Source organism: Streptomyces turgidiscabies Car8, assembly GCF_000331005.1.
GTDB lineage: Bacteria > Actinomycetota > Actinomycetes > Streptomycetales > Streptomycetaceae > Streptomyces > Streptomyces turgidiscabies.
Map to the genome: position 1 here is coordinate 13,845 of NZ_AEJB01000045.1, position 14,077 is coordinate 27,921.

16 protein-coding genes are annotated in these 14,077 nt (G+C 68.6%); 14 read left to right on the forward strand and 2 right to left on the reverse strand.

Translation table 11 applies throughout. The features are described 5' to 3' along the window. Positions 1-37: 37 nt before the first annotated feature. A complete protein-coding gene (locus STRTUCAR8_RS03335; RefSeq protein WP_006374002.1) occupies positions 38-841 on the reverse strand; it encodes a class E sortase in 804 nt (267 codons plus the stop codon). Positions 842-1,070: 229 nt separating this feature from the next. On the opposite strand from STRTUCAR8_RS03335, the gene STRTUCAR8_RS03340 reads away from it, so the two are divergent. The 14 genes from STRTUCAR8_RS03340 to thpD all read left to right on the forward strand — a co-directional run bounded on the left by STRTUCAR8_RS03340 (position 1,071) and on the right by thpD (position 13,639). After that, entirely contained in the window at positions 1,071-2,546 is a 1,476-nt protein-coding gene (locus STRTUCAR8_RS03340; protein WP_006373997.1) for a glycoside hydrolase, read from the forward strand. A gap of 128 nt (positions 2,547-2,674) precedes the next feature. After that, entirely contained in the window at positions 2,675-3,694 is a 1,020-nt protein-coding gene (locus STRTUCAR8_RS03345; protein ID WP_006373993.1) for a tetratricopeptide repeat protein, read from the forward strand. A gap of 272 nt (positions 3,695-3,966) precedes the next feature. Then, positions 3,967-4,341 carry a VOC family protein gene (locus STRTUCAR8_RS03350; RefSeq protein ID WP_006374011.1) on the forward strand — a complete coding sequence of 125 codons (375 nt, stop codon included), beginning with the start codon at positions 3,967-3,969 and terminating at the stop codon, positions 4,339-4,341. A 124-nt stretch (positions 4,342-4,465) separates the two neighbouring features. Further along, complete coding sequence (locus STRTUCAR8_RS03355; RefSeq protein WP_006373986.1) at positions 4,466-5,467, forward strand: helix-turn-helix transcriptional regulator; 1,002 nt, start codon at positions 4,466-4,468, stop codon at positions 5,465-5,467. 206 nt (positions 5,468-5,673) lie between these two features. Then, positions 5,674-6,018, forward strand: coding sequence for a hypothetical protein (locus tag STRTUCAR8_RS52295; RefSeq protein WP_143666463.1), 345 nt, complete (start codon positions 5,674-5,676; stop codon positions 6,016-6,018). A gap of 111 nt (positions 6,019-6,129) precedes the next feature. Further along, complete coding sequence (locus tag STRTUCAR8_RS52300) at positions 6,130-6,303, forward strand: hypothetical protein (protein WP_006374010.1); 174 nt, start codon at positions 6,130-6,132, stop codon at positions 6,301-6,303. A gap of 64 nt (positions 6,304-6,367) precedes the next feature. Further along, entirely contained in the window at positions 6,368-7,696 is a 1,329-nt protein-coding gene (locus tag STRTUCAR8_RS03360) for a type III PLP-dependent enzyme (RefSeq protein ID WP_006373992.1), read from the forward strand. After that, positions 7,693-8,604: a 4'-phosphopantetheinyl transferase superfamily protein gene (locus STRTUCAR8_RS03365; RefSeq protein WP_006374005.1), complete on the forward strand. Its 912-nt coding sequence runs from the start codon at positions 7,693-7,695 to the stop codon at positions 8,602-8,604. The genes STRTUCAR8_RS03360 and STRTUCAR8_RS03365 overlap by 4 nt, the downstream gene beginning before the upstream one ends. 1 nt (position 8,605) lies before the next feature. After that, entirely contained in the window at positions 8,606-10,144 is a 1,539-nt protein-coding gene (locus STRTUCAR8_RS03370) for a class I adenylate-forming enzyme family protein (RefSeq protein ID WP_006374003.1), read from the forward strand. Positions 10,145-10,198: 54 nt separating this feature from the next. Beyond that, positions 10,199-10,462 (forward strand): phosphopantetheine-binding protein, encoded by a 264-nt coding sequence (locus tag STRTUCAR8_RS03375; protein ID WP_006374009.1) that lies wholly within the window; start codon positions 10,199-10,201, stop codon positions 10,460-10,462. After that, entirely contained in the window at positions 10,459-11,730 is a 1,272-nt protein-coding gene (gene ectB / locus STRTUCAR8_RS03380) for a diaminobutyrate--2-oxoglutarate transaminase (RefSeq protein ID WP_006374001.1), read from the forward strand. The genes STRTUCAR8_RS03375 and ectB overlap by 4 nt, the downstream gene beginning before the upstream one ends. A 40-nt stretch (positions 11,731-11,770) precedes the next feature. After that, positions 11,771-12,175: an ectoine synthase gene (locus tag STRTUCAR8_RS03385; RefSeq protein WP_006373996.1), complete on the forward strand. Its 405-nt coding sequence runs from the start codon at positions 11,771-11,773 to the stop codon at positions 12,173-12,175. Between the two features lies 1 nt (position 12,176). Beyond that, positions 12,177-12,734, forward strand: coding sequence for a diaminobutyrate acetyltransferase (ectA, locus tag STRTUCAR8_RS03390; protein WP_006374013.1), 558 nt, complete (start codon positions 12,177-12,179; stop codon positions 12,732-12,734). A gap of 14 nt (positions 12,735-12,748) precedes the next feature. Then, entirely contained in the window at positions 12,749-13,639 is an 891-nt protein-coding gene (thpD, locus tag STRTUCAR8_RS03395) for an ectoine hydroxylase (RefSeq protein ID WP_006374000.1), read from the forward strand. 118 nt (positions 13,640-13,757) lie between these two features. Here the strand turns inward: thpD and STRTUCAR8_RS03400 are convergent. After that, a partial coding sequence (locus tag STRTUCAR8_RS03400) for a VOC family protein (protein WP_006373988.1) occupies positions 13,758-14,077 on the reverse strand: 320 nt, incomplete at its 5' end.

Below are 14,077 nucleotides of genomic sequence, written 5' to 3' on the forward strand. Positions count from 1 at the left end.
TTATACAGGATGCCCGGTCCAGGATGCCCGGGTCGGCTCAGCGGGGTCGCATCGACGTGAGCGTGCCCCAGACGACCAGACGGTAACGGGACGTGTACTCCGGGGTGCAGGTGGTGAGGGTGAGGTAGTGGCCAGGGGTGCGGTAGCCGTAGGCCGGCCTGACGGTGGAGCGGGGGACGGCCCTGATCACGCCGTCGTCGCGGGCGGAGGTCTGCGGAAGTGTCCGGTCGACGGTGTACGTGTACACCGCGTCGGCCGTCTCGACCCGCACGGCGTCCCCGCGCCGCAGCCGGTTGATGTACCGGAAGGGCTCGCCGTGGGTGTTGCGGTGCCCGGCGAGGGCGAAGTTGCCGGCCCGGCCCGGCTGCTGCGTGCCGGGGTAGTGGCCGACGTACCCCTTGTTGAGAACGTCCGGCTTGCTGACGCCCTCGGCGACGGGGACGCGCAGACCGAGCCGGGGGATGCTGAGGATGGCGTACGCCTGCGACCAACTCGCGCTGGATGAGCGGGAGTTGGTGAAACGGGTGCCTTCCTGGCCGGCAGTGCCGGAGGACCCGGCCGGGCTGTCGGAGCCGGAGTCCGAGCCGCTCACCGGGTTCGCCGGATCCTCCGGGCTCCCGCCCGGACCGGCGGGGTTACCCCACTCCTTCTCCAGCGCGCGCACCTCGCGCTGGGCGCCCTGTTCGGCCTGGCGGTTGGTCCACCACAGCTGGTGGACGACGAGGAGGGCGAGGACCGTGCCGAGGGTGACGAGGAGTTCGCCGCAGCTCCACAGCGCACGGCGGCGAAGGGCACGCCGGCGGAGTGTCCGGTGCCGTATCACAGGAGCCCGAGCCCGCATGCGTACGCCTCCTTCGCCGCCCGTTCACGGGGGCGCCCGGCCGCACGATAGGGCAGACCTCTCCAAGTAGCCAGGCCCGTCCGGCGCCGGACCTGTCCGTCCGATCCCCGTCGGCCCCCTTTGTCCAGTGGTTTTAGAAAGGGCTGTCACAACTCTCGACAGAATCGCTCACCGCACCTGATGCTTCCTCGTGACATGAACGGAAGGTCGTAATCCGGACGGAGAAGTCATGATCCGACGCAGATCCCTGCTGGCTGCGGCAGGTGGCACGGTCCTCGGCAGCGCCCTGGCAACGGGCACCGCTCGAGCCGACGCGACCATCACAGTCAATCCCGCTACCAAGTACGGGACTTGGGAAGGCTGGGGCACTTCGCTCGCCTGGTGGGCGAATGTGTTCGGCGCCCGGGACGACTTCGCGGACCTCTTCTTCACCACCAAGTCGGTGACGTACAACGGGACCTCGCTGCCCGGCCTCGGACTGAACATCGCCCGCTACAACCTCGGCGCGTCCAGCTGGAACAGTGTGGGCGGCACGACGATGGTGGCGTCGCCGAACATCCCGGCGTTCAAGCAGATCGAGGGTTTCTGGCAGGACTGGAACAACGAGGACCCCACGTCCTCGGCCTGGAAATGGTCCGCCGACGCGAAGCAGCGGGCGGCGCTGACGAAGGCGGTGGCGCGCGGAGCGACCACCGAGCTGTTCGCCAACTCGCCGATGTGGTGGATGTGTTCGAACCACAACCCGTCGGGCGCCTCGGGCGGCGGCAACAACCTGCAGACCTGGAACTACCGCCAGCACGCCTCGCACCTGGCCGCCGTGGCCCTGTACGCCAAGAACAACTGGGGCGTGAACTTCGCGACGGTGGACCCCTTCAACGAGGCTTCGTCGAACTGGTGGACGGCCACGGGTACGCAGGAGGGCTGCCACATGGACTCGACGGTCCAGGCGGCCGTACTCCCGTACATGCGAAGCGAGTTGGACAAGCGAGGCCTGACGGGGATCAGGATCTCGGCCTCGGACGAGACGAACTACGACACGGCCCGCTCGACCTGGGCGGCCTTCGGTTCGTCGACGAAGGCCCTGGTCAACCAGGTCAACGTGCACGGCTACCAGGGTTCCGGGGGCCGCCGCGACCTCCTCTACACGGACGTGGTGACGACGTCCGGCAAGAAGCTGTGGAACTCGGAGACGGGCGACAAGGACGGGACCGGCCGGACCCTGGCGTCGAACCTCCTCCTGGACTTCCGCTGGCTGCACCCCACGGCCTGGGTGTACTGGCAGGTCATGGACCCGACGGCGGGGTGGGCGATGGTCGCCTACGACGAGAACACGTTGCAGCCGACGACGGTCCAGACGAAGCACTACGTGATGGCCCAGTTCAGCCGCCACATCCGCCCCGGCATGACGATCCTCGACACGGGCGTCGACTACGCGGTGGCGGCGTACGACGCTAGCGCGAAGCGCCTGGTGATCGTCGCCCTGAACACGTCCACGTCGGCCCAGACCCTGACCTTCAACCTCGGCAACTTCACCACGGTGACGGGCGGTTCGGGCGGTGTGGTCCCCCGCTGGAACACGGTGACGGGCGGCGGCGGTGACCTCTACACAGCCCGCTCGGACAGGTTCCTGAGCGGCAAGACCGTGGCGGTGCCGTTCTCGGCGGGCGCGGTGCAGACGTTGCAGGTGGACGGGGTGACCATCTGAGTCGCCGAGGAGCCTGAGGGGAGTCGCTGGGGAGGGGAGGCGCCGCCGGGCCGGGTCGCCTCCCCTCCCGGCGACCACTCTCATGGACGCCCCTCTTCTTTGACGGGCGTCGGCAGTACGGTGATCCCATGCGCCCCGACACGCCTCCGGAAAACGTCGACCACATCGCCGAAGCGGCCCGCCTGGAGCGGACCGCCGGCCTCTACCCCGAGGACGCCGAACACCTGCTCGTGCAGGCCTCGGCCCATCTGGAACTGGCCGGCGACCGCCCCGCCGCGACAGCCCTGTACGACCGCCTGCTCCAGTCCCCGATCGCCCTGGAGAGCCCCCATCTCGTACGGGCCCTCAAGGCGTCGAACCTGTGGGAGTACGGCCACGAGGCCGAGGCCCGGGCGATCATCGACGGCGTCCGCGCCGAGGCCCCGCGTGATCCGGCCCCCTGGGTGATCGTCGCGGAGTCCCTGGAGTCCCATGACGAGCTGGAGGCGGCCCAGGAGACGTTCACACAGGCGGCCCGCCTCCTGGTCTCGGACGCGCAGGAACCCCCGTACTCGACCCATCCCCTTCTCTACGGCCGCCACCGCGTACGCCGGATGCTGGGCGTGGCCCACGACGACTGGGACAGGCTCGCGGACACGCTCCACTCGTCGTCGGTGTCGCTGGACGAGCTCCACGACCCCAAGCGCGTCTGGTCCCTGGGCTCGGACAACCCGGCGGAGCTGCAGGCCGAGATCTCGCGCCTGCGGGCCGAGTTGGGCGCGTTCAGGGAGGCGCTGTCCCGCCCGTTCCCGGTGGCGGTACTGCACTGGCCGGCGGAGGAACTGGCGGAGCTGGTCGCCGCGTATCCGGGCCTGGCGGACGAGTACCCCTCGCATGAGGAGCACCTCGCGACGATAGAGGCGTCCCTGCGCGAGCTGGCCGCGTCCGGCACGGCGAACCTGGGGATCGTGACCGGGACGGTGCCCTCCTACGAGGCGTTCGCGGCGTCGGAGCAGGCCTCCCCCGGGGAGGTGGCACTGCTGCCGCAGTACGCGACCACTCTGGCGGCCCGGGGGTTGGCCGTGGTGTGGCCTCCGCAGCGGGGCGCCGAGTGCTGGTGCGGGTCGGGGTCGGCCTACGAGGGGTGCCACGGGCGGGTCTCGGTATAGGGGCACAGCGGCGTGGGCCTCCCCGGGGAGGCCCAACCGGCGGCCGTCAGCCCGTTGTCGTGGTCGGCCGGATCAAGTAGCGTCACCGGCATGAACACCGGACCGGCGCTTCGACGCCACGCACGGATCGGCTATCCGGTGGAGAGCTGATCACTCGGCGGGTGCGGCGAAGGCACCCGCTCGATTCGGCAGACGCTTCGGCCCGCGGACCTCCCAGTACTTGTGCACCACGAGTCCCTTTTCCGTGTCGCCAAGTCACTGAGGTCAGCCGAATGACAGTCACGTTCAACCACACCATCATCGCCGCCAGGGACCGCCACGAGTCGGCCCGCTTCTTCCGCGAGCTGCTGGAACTGCCGGAAGCGCCGTCCTGGGGTCCGTTCATCAACATCCAGCTCTCCGACGGGGTGTTGCTGCAGTTCGCCGAGCCGCCGGTGGACATCCAGATGCAGCACTACGCGTTCCTGATCGACGACGAGCTGTTCGACCGCGCGTACCAGCGCCTCCGCGACGACGGCGTCGAGCACTGGGCCGACCCCCAGATGCGACGCCCGGGCGAGACCAACACCGAGCACGGCGGCCGGGGCGTGTACTTCAAGGACCCCGGCGGCCACGCGATCGAGCTGATCACCCGCCCGTACCTGTAGCTGACTGCCGAGACACCTTGGGGGTTTGGCATGTTCGGTTCTGGTTAGGGGCCTGGGGGAACACCTGAGCAAGAAGTGAGAAGCAACGAGGGGGTCTACAAGGTGTCTCAAGACAGGCTGGGACATGCTTGACGTTCTTGGGCTCGATACCGTGACCGAGGCTGTGTACCGGGGGATGCTCAAGCATCCCGACGATGGTGTGACGGAGCTGTGCGGCCGACTGGGCCTCACCGAGAGCGTCGTACAGGCCACACTCGACCAGCTCAGCGAGTTGGGGCTCATCCGTCCCACGAGCAGGGACGCACAGTACGTGTACGCGGTCAGACCGCACCTCGCCATGGAGATCCTGCTGGCCCGGAAGCAGGCGGAAGTCGCCGCGCAGCAGCAACAGTTGGAGGAGAGTCGGGCCGCAGCTGTCCGGCTCATCTCCGAGTTCGCCGGCCACACCCCCAACTCCCTCCACGACGACGTGGAACACCTCAAGAGTCTGGACCACATCCGCGATCACCTCGCGATGATGAGCAGCAGCGTCGAGTCGGAGCTGATCAGCTTCGCGCCGGGTGGGCCGCAGACCCCCGAGAACATGCGCAACTCCCGGCCGTTGACAGAGAAGTTATTAGCCCGTGGCGTGACCATACGGACGATCTATCTGGACAGCATCCGCAACGACCCGGCGACCGTCACGCACGCCGAGTGGCTCACTTCCGTCGGCGCCCAGGTGCGGGTCGTACCCACGTTGCCCAACCGGGTGGTCATCTCCGACCGCCGGGTCGCCGTCCTCGCCACGGACAGCGAGAACACCGCGGCCGGGGCCGTCACCATCCGGACGCCGGGCGTTCTGGTCACTCTGTGCTCCCTCTTCGACACCATCTGGCAGACGGCCGAGCCGCTCGGTTCCACCGTCCAGGAACACCAGGAACCCTCCGGTGACACTCTCACTCCGCAGCGGCGCGAGGCGTTGAAGCTGCTGGCCCAGGGTGCCACCGACGAGACGGTCGCCAAACGGCTGGGCGTTTCCTACCGTACGGCGCGACGCATGGCCACCGGTCTCATGACGCACCTTGATGCACGCAGCCGTTTCGAGGCCGGTGTGCATGCCGCTCAGAGAGGACTCATCGACAGCTGATCCGCGCGCTGTCGGACATTCGTTCAGAGCCGGGACTTCCAGGCCTGCTGCCGTCGACCGGACGGCAGCAGGCCTTCGCCGGTTCAGGGGAGTTCGCCAAGAGGATTTCGGATTCCAAGGTTATTCCTTGGCCGGTTCAGGCCAAGAGATAAAACGTCCAGCAGTAACGCATCGTGACAATGCTCCGTACGCGACATAGTCGTCGTATGTTTCTCGTTCATCTCACCCTTGATCCGTGTGCGGGCAATGCCCCGTTGCCCGGCGACATCGCCGGTCTGCTCCGGTCCGGCGCCACCGCCGAGGACGGGCTGGAACACGTCGCCGTACATGCCTCCGCCCGGCCGTATCCGGTCCTGGGCCTGTTCCTGCTCAGCCCTGACCTGGCTGTTGCCGAAGCGGCGGCGGAGCGACTGTGGCGGCGCGCCGCAGCCCGTCATCCAGGGCTCGGGGCGTGGCGTCTGCGGCGGGCGGAAGCGCCTTTGATGCACCCTGAAATCATGTGGCCCGAGGGCGGGGTGAATCCGGGTCGCGGGCAGGGTGCGGGGGCCTGAACGGGCCAAGGTCGGTTCTGGCCATCGAATTGCTCTTTCCGGGAGCTGCCGAGGCTGCGAAGAATTCTCTTCGAGAGGCAACGCAACCCGCAGATCCGAGGGATTCAGATAATGCAGAAGCGCATCCTTTCCATCATTTCCGCCGGCATATTCGCCGTAGCGGTCGCTGCCGGACACGTCGCTCAGAACACTGCGGACTCCGGTGTCGCCGCCGCCGTGCAGACGTCCGCGCTGTCCGCCGACTCGGACACCACGGGACCGAGCGAGGAGCCCGGCTGGCAGTAGCCGTCGTGCGGTCAGCCCTCGCCCAGCTCCCCCACCGCGCCACCCTCCAGAAAGAGGCCGCCGCATGAGCGCCGACGAAGGCCGAGGAAGTCCGACGACCGGCGGTGAAGCCCGGTTCCAGGGCGTCACGGTCACCGCCCTCGCCGAAGAGTTCGGCACCCCCCTGTTCGTCTACGACGCCGATGTCCTGGAGGCCACCTACCGCGGGCTGCGGGCCCGGCTGCCGAAGGAGGTGGATGTCTTCTACTCTCTCAAGGCCAACCCGAACATCAGCGTGTGCGCCTTCCTCGGCCACCAGGGTGCCGGCGCCGAGGTCTCCTCACACGCCGAACTGGTCACCGCCCTGCGCGCGGGAGTGGCTCCGCAGGACATCATCTTTCTCGGGCCAGGCAAGGACACGCGGGAACTGGCGGCCTGTGTGGATGCCGGCATACACGCCGTGGTCTGTGAGTCCCTGGACGAACTGGTCCGGCTGGACGCCCTCGCGCGGCAGCGCGGGGTGAGCGAGCCGTGTCCGGTGCTGCTCCGGGTGAACCCGTCGTTCGGCAGCAAGGGTTCCGGGCTCGCCATGGGTGGCAAGCCACGGCAGTTCGGTATCGACGAGGAGGAAGTGCGTCGGGCCAAGGACACCCTGGCTGACCTGCAGCATGTACGGGTCAGGGGCGTCCACGCCTACATGGGCACGCGGTTCCTTCACCATGCGGACGTCGTCCGCAACACCGCTGGAATCCTCGCCATGGCCGAGGACCTGGCCGGGCAGCTCGGAGTACCGCTGGAGACAGTGGACTTCGGCGGCGGGCTCGGAGTCGCGTACTTCGACAACGAGGAGGACCTGGACCTCGACGCGCTCGGTACGGGGATGAGGGAAGCGGTCGGCGCCTTCGTCGCACGGCATCCGAAGTGCCGGCTGATCATGGAACTGGGCCGCTTTCTCACCGCTGCGGCCGGCACCTACGTCGTCCGTGCCCGCGAGGTGAAGCAGTCCCGGGGCGAGTGGTTCATCGTCGCCGACGGCGGCACCAACCACCACATGGCGGCGGTCGGCATCGGCAGCTTCGTCAAGCGGAACTTTCCCGTACGGCATCTCGGGCACCCGGCCGAACCCGCCCTGTGCTCCTACACGTTGACCGGTCCGCTGTGCACCCCCAACGACGTCATCGCCAAGAAGTTCCCACTGCCCGCGGTCAGACCCGGTGATCTGCTGGGCGTGGAGCGCTCGGGGGCGTACGGGCCGACCGCTTCCCCCGGCCTCTTCCTCAGCCACGGTTTCCCCGCCGAGGTACTGGTCCACCGCGGCCGCGCCCGGCTGGTCCGGGAACGGGACACGACCGAGGACCTGCTGGCGAAGCAGCACCTCGTCGGGTTCGGGCACGACGGAGTCGGCAGCCGATGAGCGGCGCGGGCGGTGAAACGGTCCGTATCGGCGTGGACGTCCTGGACCGCACCGAACTCCGCCGTCTCGTCGAGTGGCCCTGGTTCCTGCGCTTCAGCTTCGCTCCCGAGGAGGTGCGCCGCGCCGAACGCATGGGCGAGGAACGGCGACTGGAGTTTCTCGCCGGACGGTTCGCGGCCAAGGAAGCCGTGTTGAAGGTGCTGGGCACCGGGTTCCTGCAGGGCGTCGTCCCCCGCGACATCTGCGTGGACCAGGCCGGCGACGGTTCACCCGTGGTCTCGCTCCGTGGCAGCGCGGCCGGCCTGGGGCCCAGCACTCCCAGTTCCATCGCCCTGTCCATCACGCACAAGCGGGACGTGGTCGCCGCCGTGGCCCTCGGCGTGGTCCCGCCCGCCGATCCCATGCCAGTGACTCCGACCCAGGTCGGTACGGAGAATTCCTCAGCGCACAGAAAGGGCGATGTCCCCATGTCTCTGGCGGACCCTCCCGAGGAGGCCGAAGTCTCCGCCTTCCTCCGCGTCCGCGTCGGTCAGGAGGCCGCCCACTACGGGGGCGACCTCGTGGACGGTGCCCATGTCCTGCGGCTCTTCGGGGACCTCGTCACCGAAATCACCGCGCGGACCGACGACGACGAGGGACTCCTCGCCGAGTACTCCGGCGTCCGCTTCCTCGCCCCGGTACGACCGGGCGACTACCTGGAGGTACGCGGGCGTGTGGTCCGCAGGACCCGGCTGCGCCGGGTGGTCGAACTGGAGGCGCACAAGGTCATAGAGGCCCGGCCGGAGGACGGCGAAAGCGCCGTCCGGGTGCTCAGCGACCCGCGCCCCGTGTGCAGGGCCACCGCGACGACGGTGGTCCCCCGGCGCAAGCCCACCGTCAAGACGTCCACCGCCGCGAAGGAGTCCTGAGATGACGGCACCGCCTCTGCTGCTGCACGATCTGCTCGATCAGGCCGCGGAACGGGCCCCGCGGTCCGTCGCCTTGAGCACCAGCGGCGCCCGGCTGACCTACCACGAGTCCGCCCGGGCCAGCGTCCGCCTGGCCGGCCGGCTGCACGAGGCGGGCGTCCGCCGCGGCGACCGTGTCGTGGTGAGCGCGTCGGACTCTCTGGGCACGGCCCTCCTGGTGTACGCCGTCTCCCGGCTCGGCGCCGTTTTCAGCATCCTGCACGAGGACGTGCGCGGCGGCCCCCTGGAGCACGTCCTGCGCGACTGCGAACCGGTCCTGCTTGTCTCCGACGCCCCGGACGCCGGCCGAACCGCCGCAGCGCACCAGGTGTCCTGCCTGACCATCGCCGAACTCGTCCGGGACGCCCTCGACGGCAGCGCCACCTCTCCCGCCCCGAGCACCCCGGAGGCCCTCACCGTCGACCCGGTGTGCCTCATCTACACGTCGGGCACGACCTCGCTGCCCAAGGCGGTGGTCAGTACCCACCAGCAGGTCCTGTTCTCCGCGTCGGCCATCCAGGCCTGTCTGAACTACCGCGACGACGACATCGTCTTCTGCCCGTTGCCGCTCTCCTTCGACTACGGCCTCTACCAGCTGTACCTTGCCGCGCTGAGCGGGGCTCAGCTCCACCTGGGCGCGACAGCCGAGGTCGGCCCGCTCCTGCTGCGCAACCTGGAGCAGACCGGGGCGACTGTCCTGCCCGGCGTCCCCTCGGTCTCCGACCGGCTGGCCTGGTTGCTCGGCCGGAGCAGCGGTACGGAACCGCTCAGGCGCCTCCGTCTCCTCACCAACACCGGTGCCGCGCTGTCGGAGAGCACCATGAGTGCCCTGCGCCGGGCGCTGCCGCACCTGCGCGTTCAGGTCATGTACGGGCTCACCGAATGCAAACGGGCGGCGATCATGCCGCCGGACGGCGATCTGGAGCACCCCGGCTCCTGCGGGTATCCGCTGCCCGGCACACAGATCCACGTCATCGACGACGACGGCCGGCGGCTGCCGCCCGGCGAGGTCGGGCAGATCGTGGTCCGCGGCCCGAACGTGATGGCCGGGTACTGGCGGCGTCCGGACCTCGACGCCGAACGCTTCTTCCGCGCCGAGGGACTTTTCCCCGAGCTGCGCACTGGCGACTACGGCTGGTTGGACGACCAGGGCTTCCTCTACTTCGCCGGTCGCCGCGACGACCTGTACAAGGAGCGGGGCTTCCGGATCAGCGCCACAGAGGTCGAGGCGGCGGCGCACCGGGTCGAGGGCGTGACCTCCGCGGCCGTCCTGACGCCGCACGGACAGCGGGGCGCGGTCCTCGCCGTGGTCGTCGACGCCGTGGAGGCCGAGGCCGTACGCGACCGGATGCGGGAGCACATCGAGCCGTTCAAGATTCCCCGCCGCTGCGTCCGGCTCGACGCCCTGCCCACCAACGGAAACGGAAAGGTCGACCGGAAGAAGCTGGCCGCCCTGCTCGATCGGAGCGGCACAGCCACAGCCACAGCCACCGACAAGTAGCCACGCCAGTCACCCCCGTCAGTCACGAAGCAAGCCATCACGAGGAGAGTTCCAATGAACCGTCAGACCATTGTCGAGGCGCTCGAGACCGCTCTCACCGACGTGCTGGAGCGTCCGGTCACCGGGCTGAGTGGTGAGGTCCGGCTCTTCGACGATCTGCACCTGGACTCCACCACCATGCTGGAAATGCTCATGGCTCTGGAGAACTCCATAGGGCTGGTCGTCGACCCGGAGGAGCTGGAGGCGGACGACTTCGTGTCGGTCGACACGTTCACCACCTTCGCCCTCTCCTCCTTGGGCGGCCAGGTGCCGGCATGACCACCACCCAGCCGGACCTGAGCGTTTTCGAAACCCTCGAGTCGGAGGTCCGCAGCTACTGCCGCGGCTGGCCCACCGTTTTCGACCGGGCCCGAGGCAGCTGCCTGTACGACGAGGACGGTCACGCCTACCTGGACTTCTTCGCGGGTGCCGGATCCCTCAACTACGGCCACAACAACCCCGTACTGAAACGGGCGTTGATCGACTACCTGATGCGCGACGGCATCACGCACGGCCTGGACATGTCGACCACCGCCAAGCGGTCCTTCCTCCAGACCTTCCACAACCTCGTGCTGCTTCCGCGCGACCTGCCGTACAAGGTCATGTTCCCGGGACCGACCGGCACCAACGCCGTGGAGTCCGCGCTCAAACTGGCGCGAAAGGTGAAAGGGCGCGAAGCCGTCGTGTCGTTCACCAACTCCTTCCACGGCATGTCGCTGGGTTCTCTCGCCGTCACCGGCAACGCTTTCAAGCGCGCCGGCGCCGGTGTCCCCCTCGTGCACGGCACGCCGATGCCCTTCGACCACTACTTCGACGGCCAGGTCCCGGACTTCCTCTGGTTCGAGCGGCTCCTGGAGGACTCGGGCTCCGGGCTGAACCACCCGGCCGCGGTCATCGTCGAAACCGTGCAGGGCGAGGGAGGTGTGAACGTCGCCCGCCCCGAGTGGCTGCGGGCGCTGGCAGACCTGTGCGCACGGCAGGACATGCTGCTGATCGTCGACGACATCCAGATGGGCTGCGGACGGACCGGCGCCTTCTTCTCCTTCGAGGAAGCGGGCATCGTGCCCGACATCGTCACCGTGTCGAAGTCCATCAGCGGATACGGACTCCCCATGTCCCTCTGTCTGTTCAGGCCCGAGCTGGACATCTGGGAGCCGGGCGAGCACAACGGCACCTTCCGCGGCAACAACCCCGCCTTCGTGACCGCCGCCGCCGCACTGGAGACGTACTGGGCGGACGGCTCCGTGATGGAGAAGCAGACCAGAGCCCGCGGCGAGCAGATCGAGCGGGAGCTCGTCTCCGTCGCGGAGGAGAACGCGGCCGGCGTCAAGGAGTACCGCGGCCGAGGCCTGGTCTGGGGCCTGGCGTTCCACGACCGGTCACGGGCCGGCCGGGTCGCTCGGCGCGCCTTCGAACTCGGGCTGCTCATCGAGACGTCCGGCCCCGAGAGCGAAGTCGTGAAGGTACTGCCGGCCCTGACCATCACTCCCGACGAGCTCGACGAGGGCCTGAAGACCCTCGCTCGCGCCGTCCGTGAAACCGCATGAGCCACCGGAGCACAACACGCACAGAAAGGGCAACAGCGACGTGATCGTCCGTTCGTTCAAGGACATCGAGGGAACCGAGCGCCACGTGAAGTCGGCGTCCGGCACCTGGGAGAGCAAGCGCATCGTTCTGGCCGGGGAGAAGGTCGGCTTCTCCCTCCACGAGACCACCGTCTACGCCGGTACCGAGACATCGATGTGGTACGCGAACCACATCGAAGCGGTGCTGTGCGTCGAGGGCGAGTCGGAGCTGACCGACGAGGAGACCGGGGAGAAGCACTGGATCACCCCCGGCACGATGTACCTCCTCGACGGCCATGAGCGGCACACCCTGCGCCCCCGGACCGACTCCCGCTACATCTGCGTGTTCAACCCGCCCGTCACCGGCAGGGAGGACCACGACGAGAACGGCGTCTATCCACTGCCCACCGCCGAGGAAGCGGCTTGACATGACGACCAACCCGCTGGCGACAGCCGGCACCCCGACCCAGGCCCGGCCGCAGACGGTCTTCCGCACCCCCACCCCCGAAGACGGCTCCGCAGTATGGGAGTTGGTGAAGAACACGCCCAACCTGGACGCCAACAGCCGGTACGCGTACATCCTGTGGTTCCGCGACTTCGCCGACTGCTGCCTGGTGGCCACCGTCGACGACGAGATAGTCGGCTTCCTCACCGGTTACCGCCGTCCCGAGGAGCCGGAGACGTACTTCGTGTGGCAGACCGCGGTCAGCCCCCGGCACGGCATTCCGTTCCTCGGCGTGAAGCTCTTCGAGGCCGCGGCCGAGCGGCAGCGCGCCCGTGGCGCACGTTACGTCGAGGCCAGCGTGTCGGCCGACAACCGGTCCATCCTCATGGTCCTCAAGCAGTACGCCCGACGCCGCGCCGCGGTTGTCACCGAGCGGGTTCTCTTCCCCGCGGAGTGGCTGGGAGAGGGCCACCACGACGAGGTGCTCCAGCGCATAGGCCCGCTGGACGCCCCCCTCGGCACACACACCACCACCTCCTGAAGGAGACACACAGCATGAGCACCACCGTGCGCCCCGACCTGTACCCCACCCGCGTCGCCGGCGAGGCCGTCGCGCAGCCGCGGGTCGACCCCAGCGTGTGGGGCGACCGCCCGGGCCCGCTCAGCAAGGAGCAGGTGGACCGCTACGAGTCCACCGGATACCTCGTCCGCGACAACCTGCTGTCCGCCGACGAGATGGGAGTCTTCCGCACCGAACTGGAACGCCTGGGGCGGGACCCGGTTCTGCGTGCGAGCGACCGCGTGGTGATGGAGCCGGACTCCGACCGACTGCGCTCGGTGTTCGAGGTCGAGAAGGTGAGTGAGGTCTTCGCCCAGCTGCTGCACTCGCCCCGGCTCGTCGACGTGGCCCGACAGGTGCTCGGCTCCGACGTGTACATCCACCAGAGCCGGGTCAACTACAAGCCCGGCTTCGGCGGCGCCGAGTTCGACTGGCACTCGGACTTCGAGACCTGGCACGCCGAGGACGGGATGCCCCGCCCGCGCGCCTTCAGCGTTTCCATCGCGCTGAGCGAGAACTACGCGTTCAACGGCCCGCTGCTGGTCATGCCGGGCACACACAAGACGTTCATTCCGTCGGTCGGCGAGACGCCGCCCGAGTTCCACAAGGAGTCGCTGCGCGTGCACCGCATCACCGTGGGCTCGCCCGGCCAGGAGCACCTGACGCGGATGGCGGAGCGCCACGGCATCGAGCAGATCACCGGCCCCGCCGGGTCGGCGGTGATGTTCGACTCGAACCTGCTGCACGGGTCCAACGGCAACATCACGCCCTTCCCGCGGTCCAACATCTTCATCGTCTACAACAGCGTGGAGAACACGCTCGAAGAGCCGTTCGCCGCGCCCAAGGCGCGTCCGCAGCACCTCGGGAACCGCGAGTACATGGCATAGGTCAGGAGCCGGTACGGACATCACTGTCCTTCACGTGGGTCCCGGCAGCCGATTTCCGAGGGCTGCCGGGATCAGTGCTGTGTCAGGCAGGCATGTCATCGGCTGGGTGAGGGCGTGGTCAGACGGGCTGCCACAGCTCGATCCGGTTGCCCTCGGGGTCGGTGACCCAGCCGAATCGACCGACGCCCTCCATGTCCTGCGTTTCCGCGGCCACGTCAGCCCCCTTGGCACGCAGCTGAGCGAGAATCGCGTCCAGGTCGCGGACCCGGAAGTTGAGCATGGCCTGCTGGGTGCGGGACCCGAAGTAGTCGGTGTCGGACTCGAATGTCGCCAACACGGTCGGGCCGGCCTGCTGATGCCACAGGCCGTTGTCGTCGGCGTCCACGCCCAGGCAGTCGCGGTACCACGAGCTCAGGGCCGCCGGGTCCGCCGCCCGCA

Coding starts and splice junctions, on each gene's coding strand:
- STRTUCAR8_RS03335 (WP_006374002.1), bottom strand. CDS start 841: ATGCGGGCTCGGGCTCCTGTGATACGGCACCGGACACTCCGCCGGCGT.
- ectB (WP_006374001.1), top strand. CDS start 10,459: ATGACCACCACCCAGCCGGACCTGAGCGTTTTCGAAACCCTCGAGTCG.
- STRTUCAR8_RS52300 (WP_006374010.1), top strand. CDS start 6,130: ATGCAGAAGCGCATCCTTTCCATCATTTCCGCCGGCATATTCGCCGTA.
- STRTUCAR8_RS03355 (WP_006373986.1), top strand. CDS start 4,466: ATGCTTGACGTTCTTGGGCTCGATACCGTGACCGAGGCTGTGTACCGG.
- thpD (WP_006374000.1), top strand. CDS start 12,749: ATGAGCACCACCGTGCGCCCCGACCTGTACCCCACCCGCGTCGCCGGC.
- STRTUCAR8_RS03360 (WP_006373992.1), top strand. CDS start 6,368: ATGAGCGCCGACGAAGGCCGAGGAAGTCCGACGACCGGCGGTGAAGCC.
- STRTUCAR8_RS03340 (WP_006373997.1), top strand. CDS start 1,071: ATGATCCGACGCAGATCCCTGCTGGCTGCGGCAGGTGGCACGGTCCTC.
- STRTUCAR8_RS03365 (WP_006374005.1), top strand. CDS start 7,693: ATGAGCGGCGCGGGCGGTGAAACGGTCCGTATCGGCGTGGACGTCCTG.
- STRTUCAR8_RS03375 (WP_006374009.1), top strand. CDS start 10,199: ATGAACCGTCAGACCATTGTCGAGGCGCTCGAGACCGCTCTCACCGAC.
- STRTUCAR8_RS03345 (WP_006373993.1), top strand. CDS start 2,675: ATGCGCCCCGACACGCCTCCGGAAAACGTCGACCACATCGCCGAAGCG.
- STRTUCAR8_RS52295 (WP_143666463.1), top strand. CDS start 5,674: ATGTTTCTCGTTCATCTCACCCTTGATCCGTGTGCGGGCAATGCCCCG.
- STRTUCAR8_RS03370 (WP_006374003.1), top strand. CDS start 8,606: ATGACGGCACCGCCTCTGCTGCTGCACGATCTGCTCGATCAGGCCGCG.
- STRTUCAR8_RS03350 (WP_006374011.1), top strand. CDS start 3,967: ATGACAGTCACGTTCAACCACACCATCATCGCCGCCAGGGACCGCCAC.
- ectA (WP_006374013.1), top strand. CDS start 12,177: ATGACGACCAACCCGCTGGCGACAGCCGGCACCCCGACCCAGGCCCGG.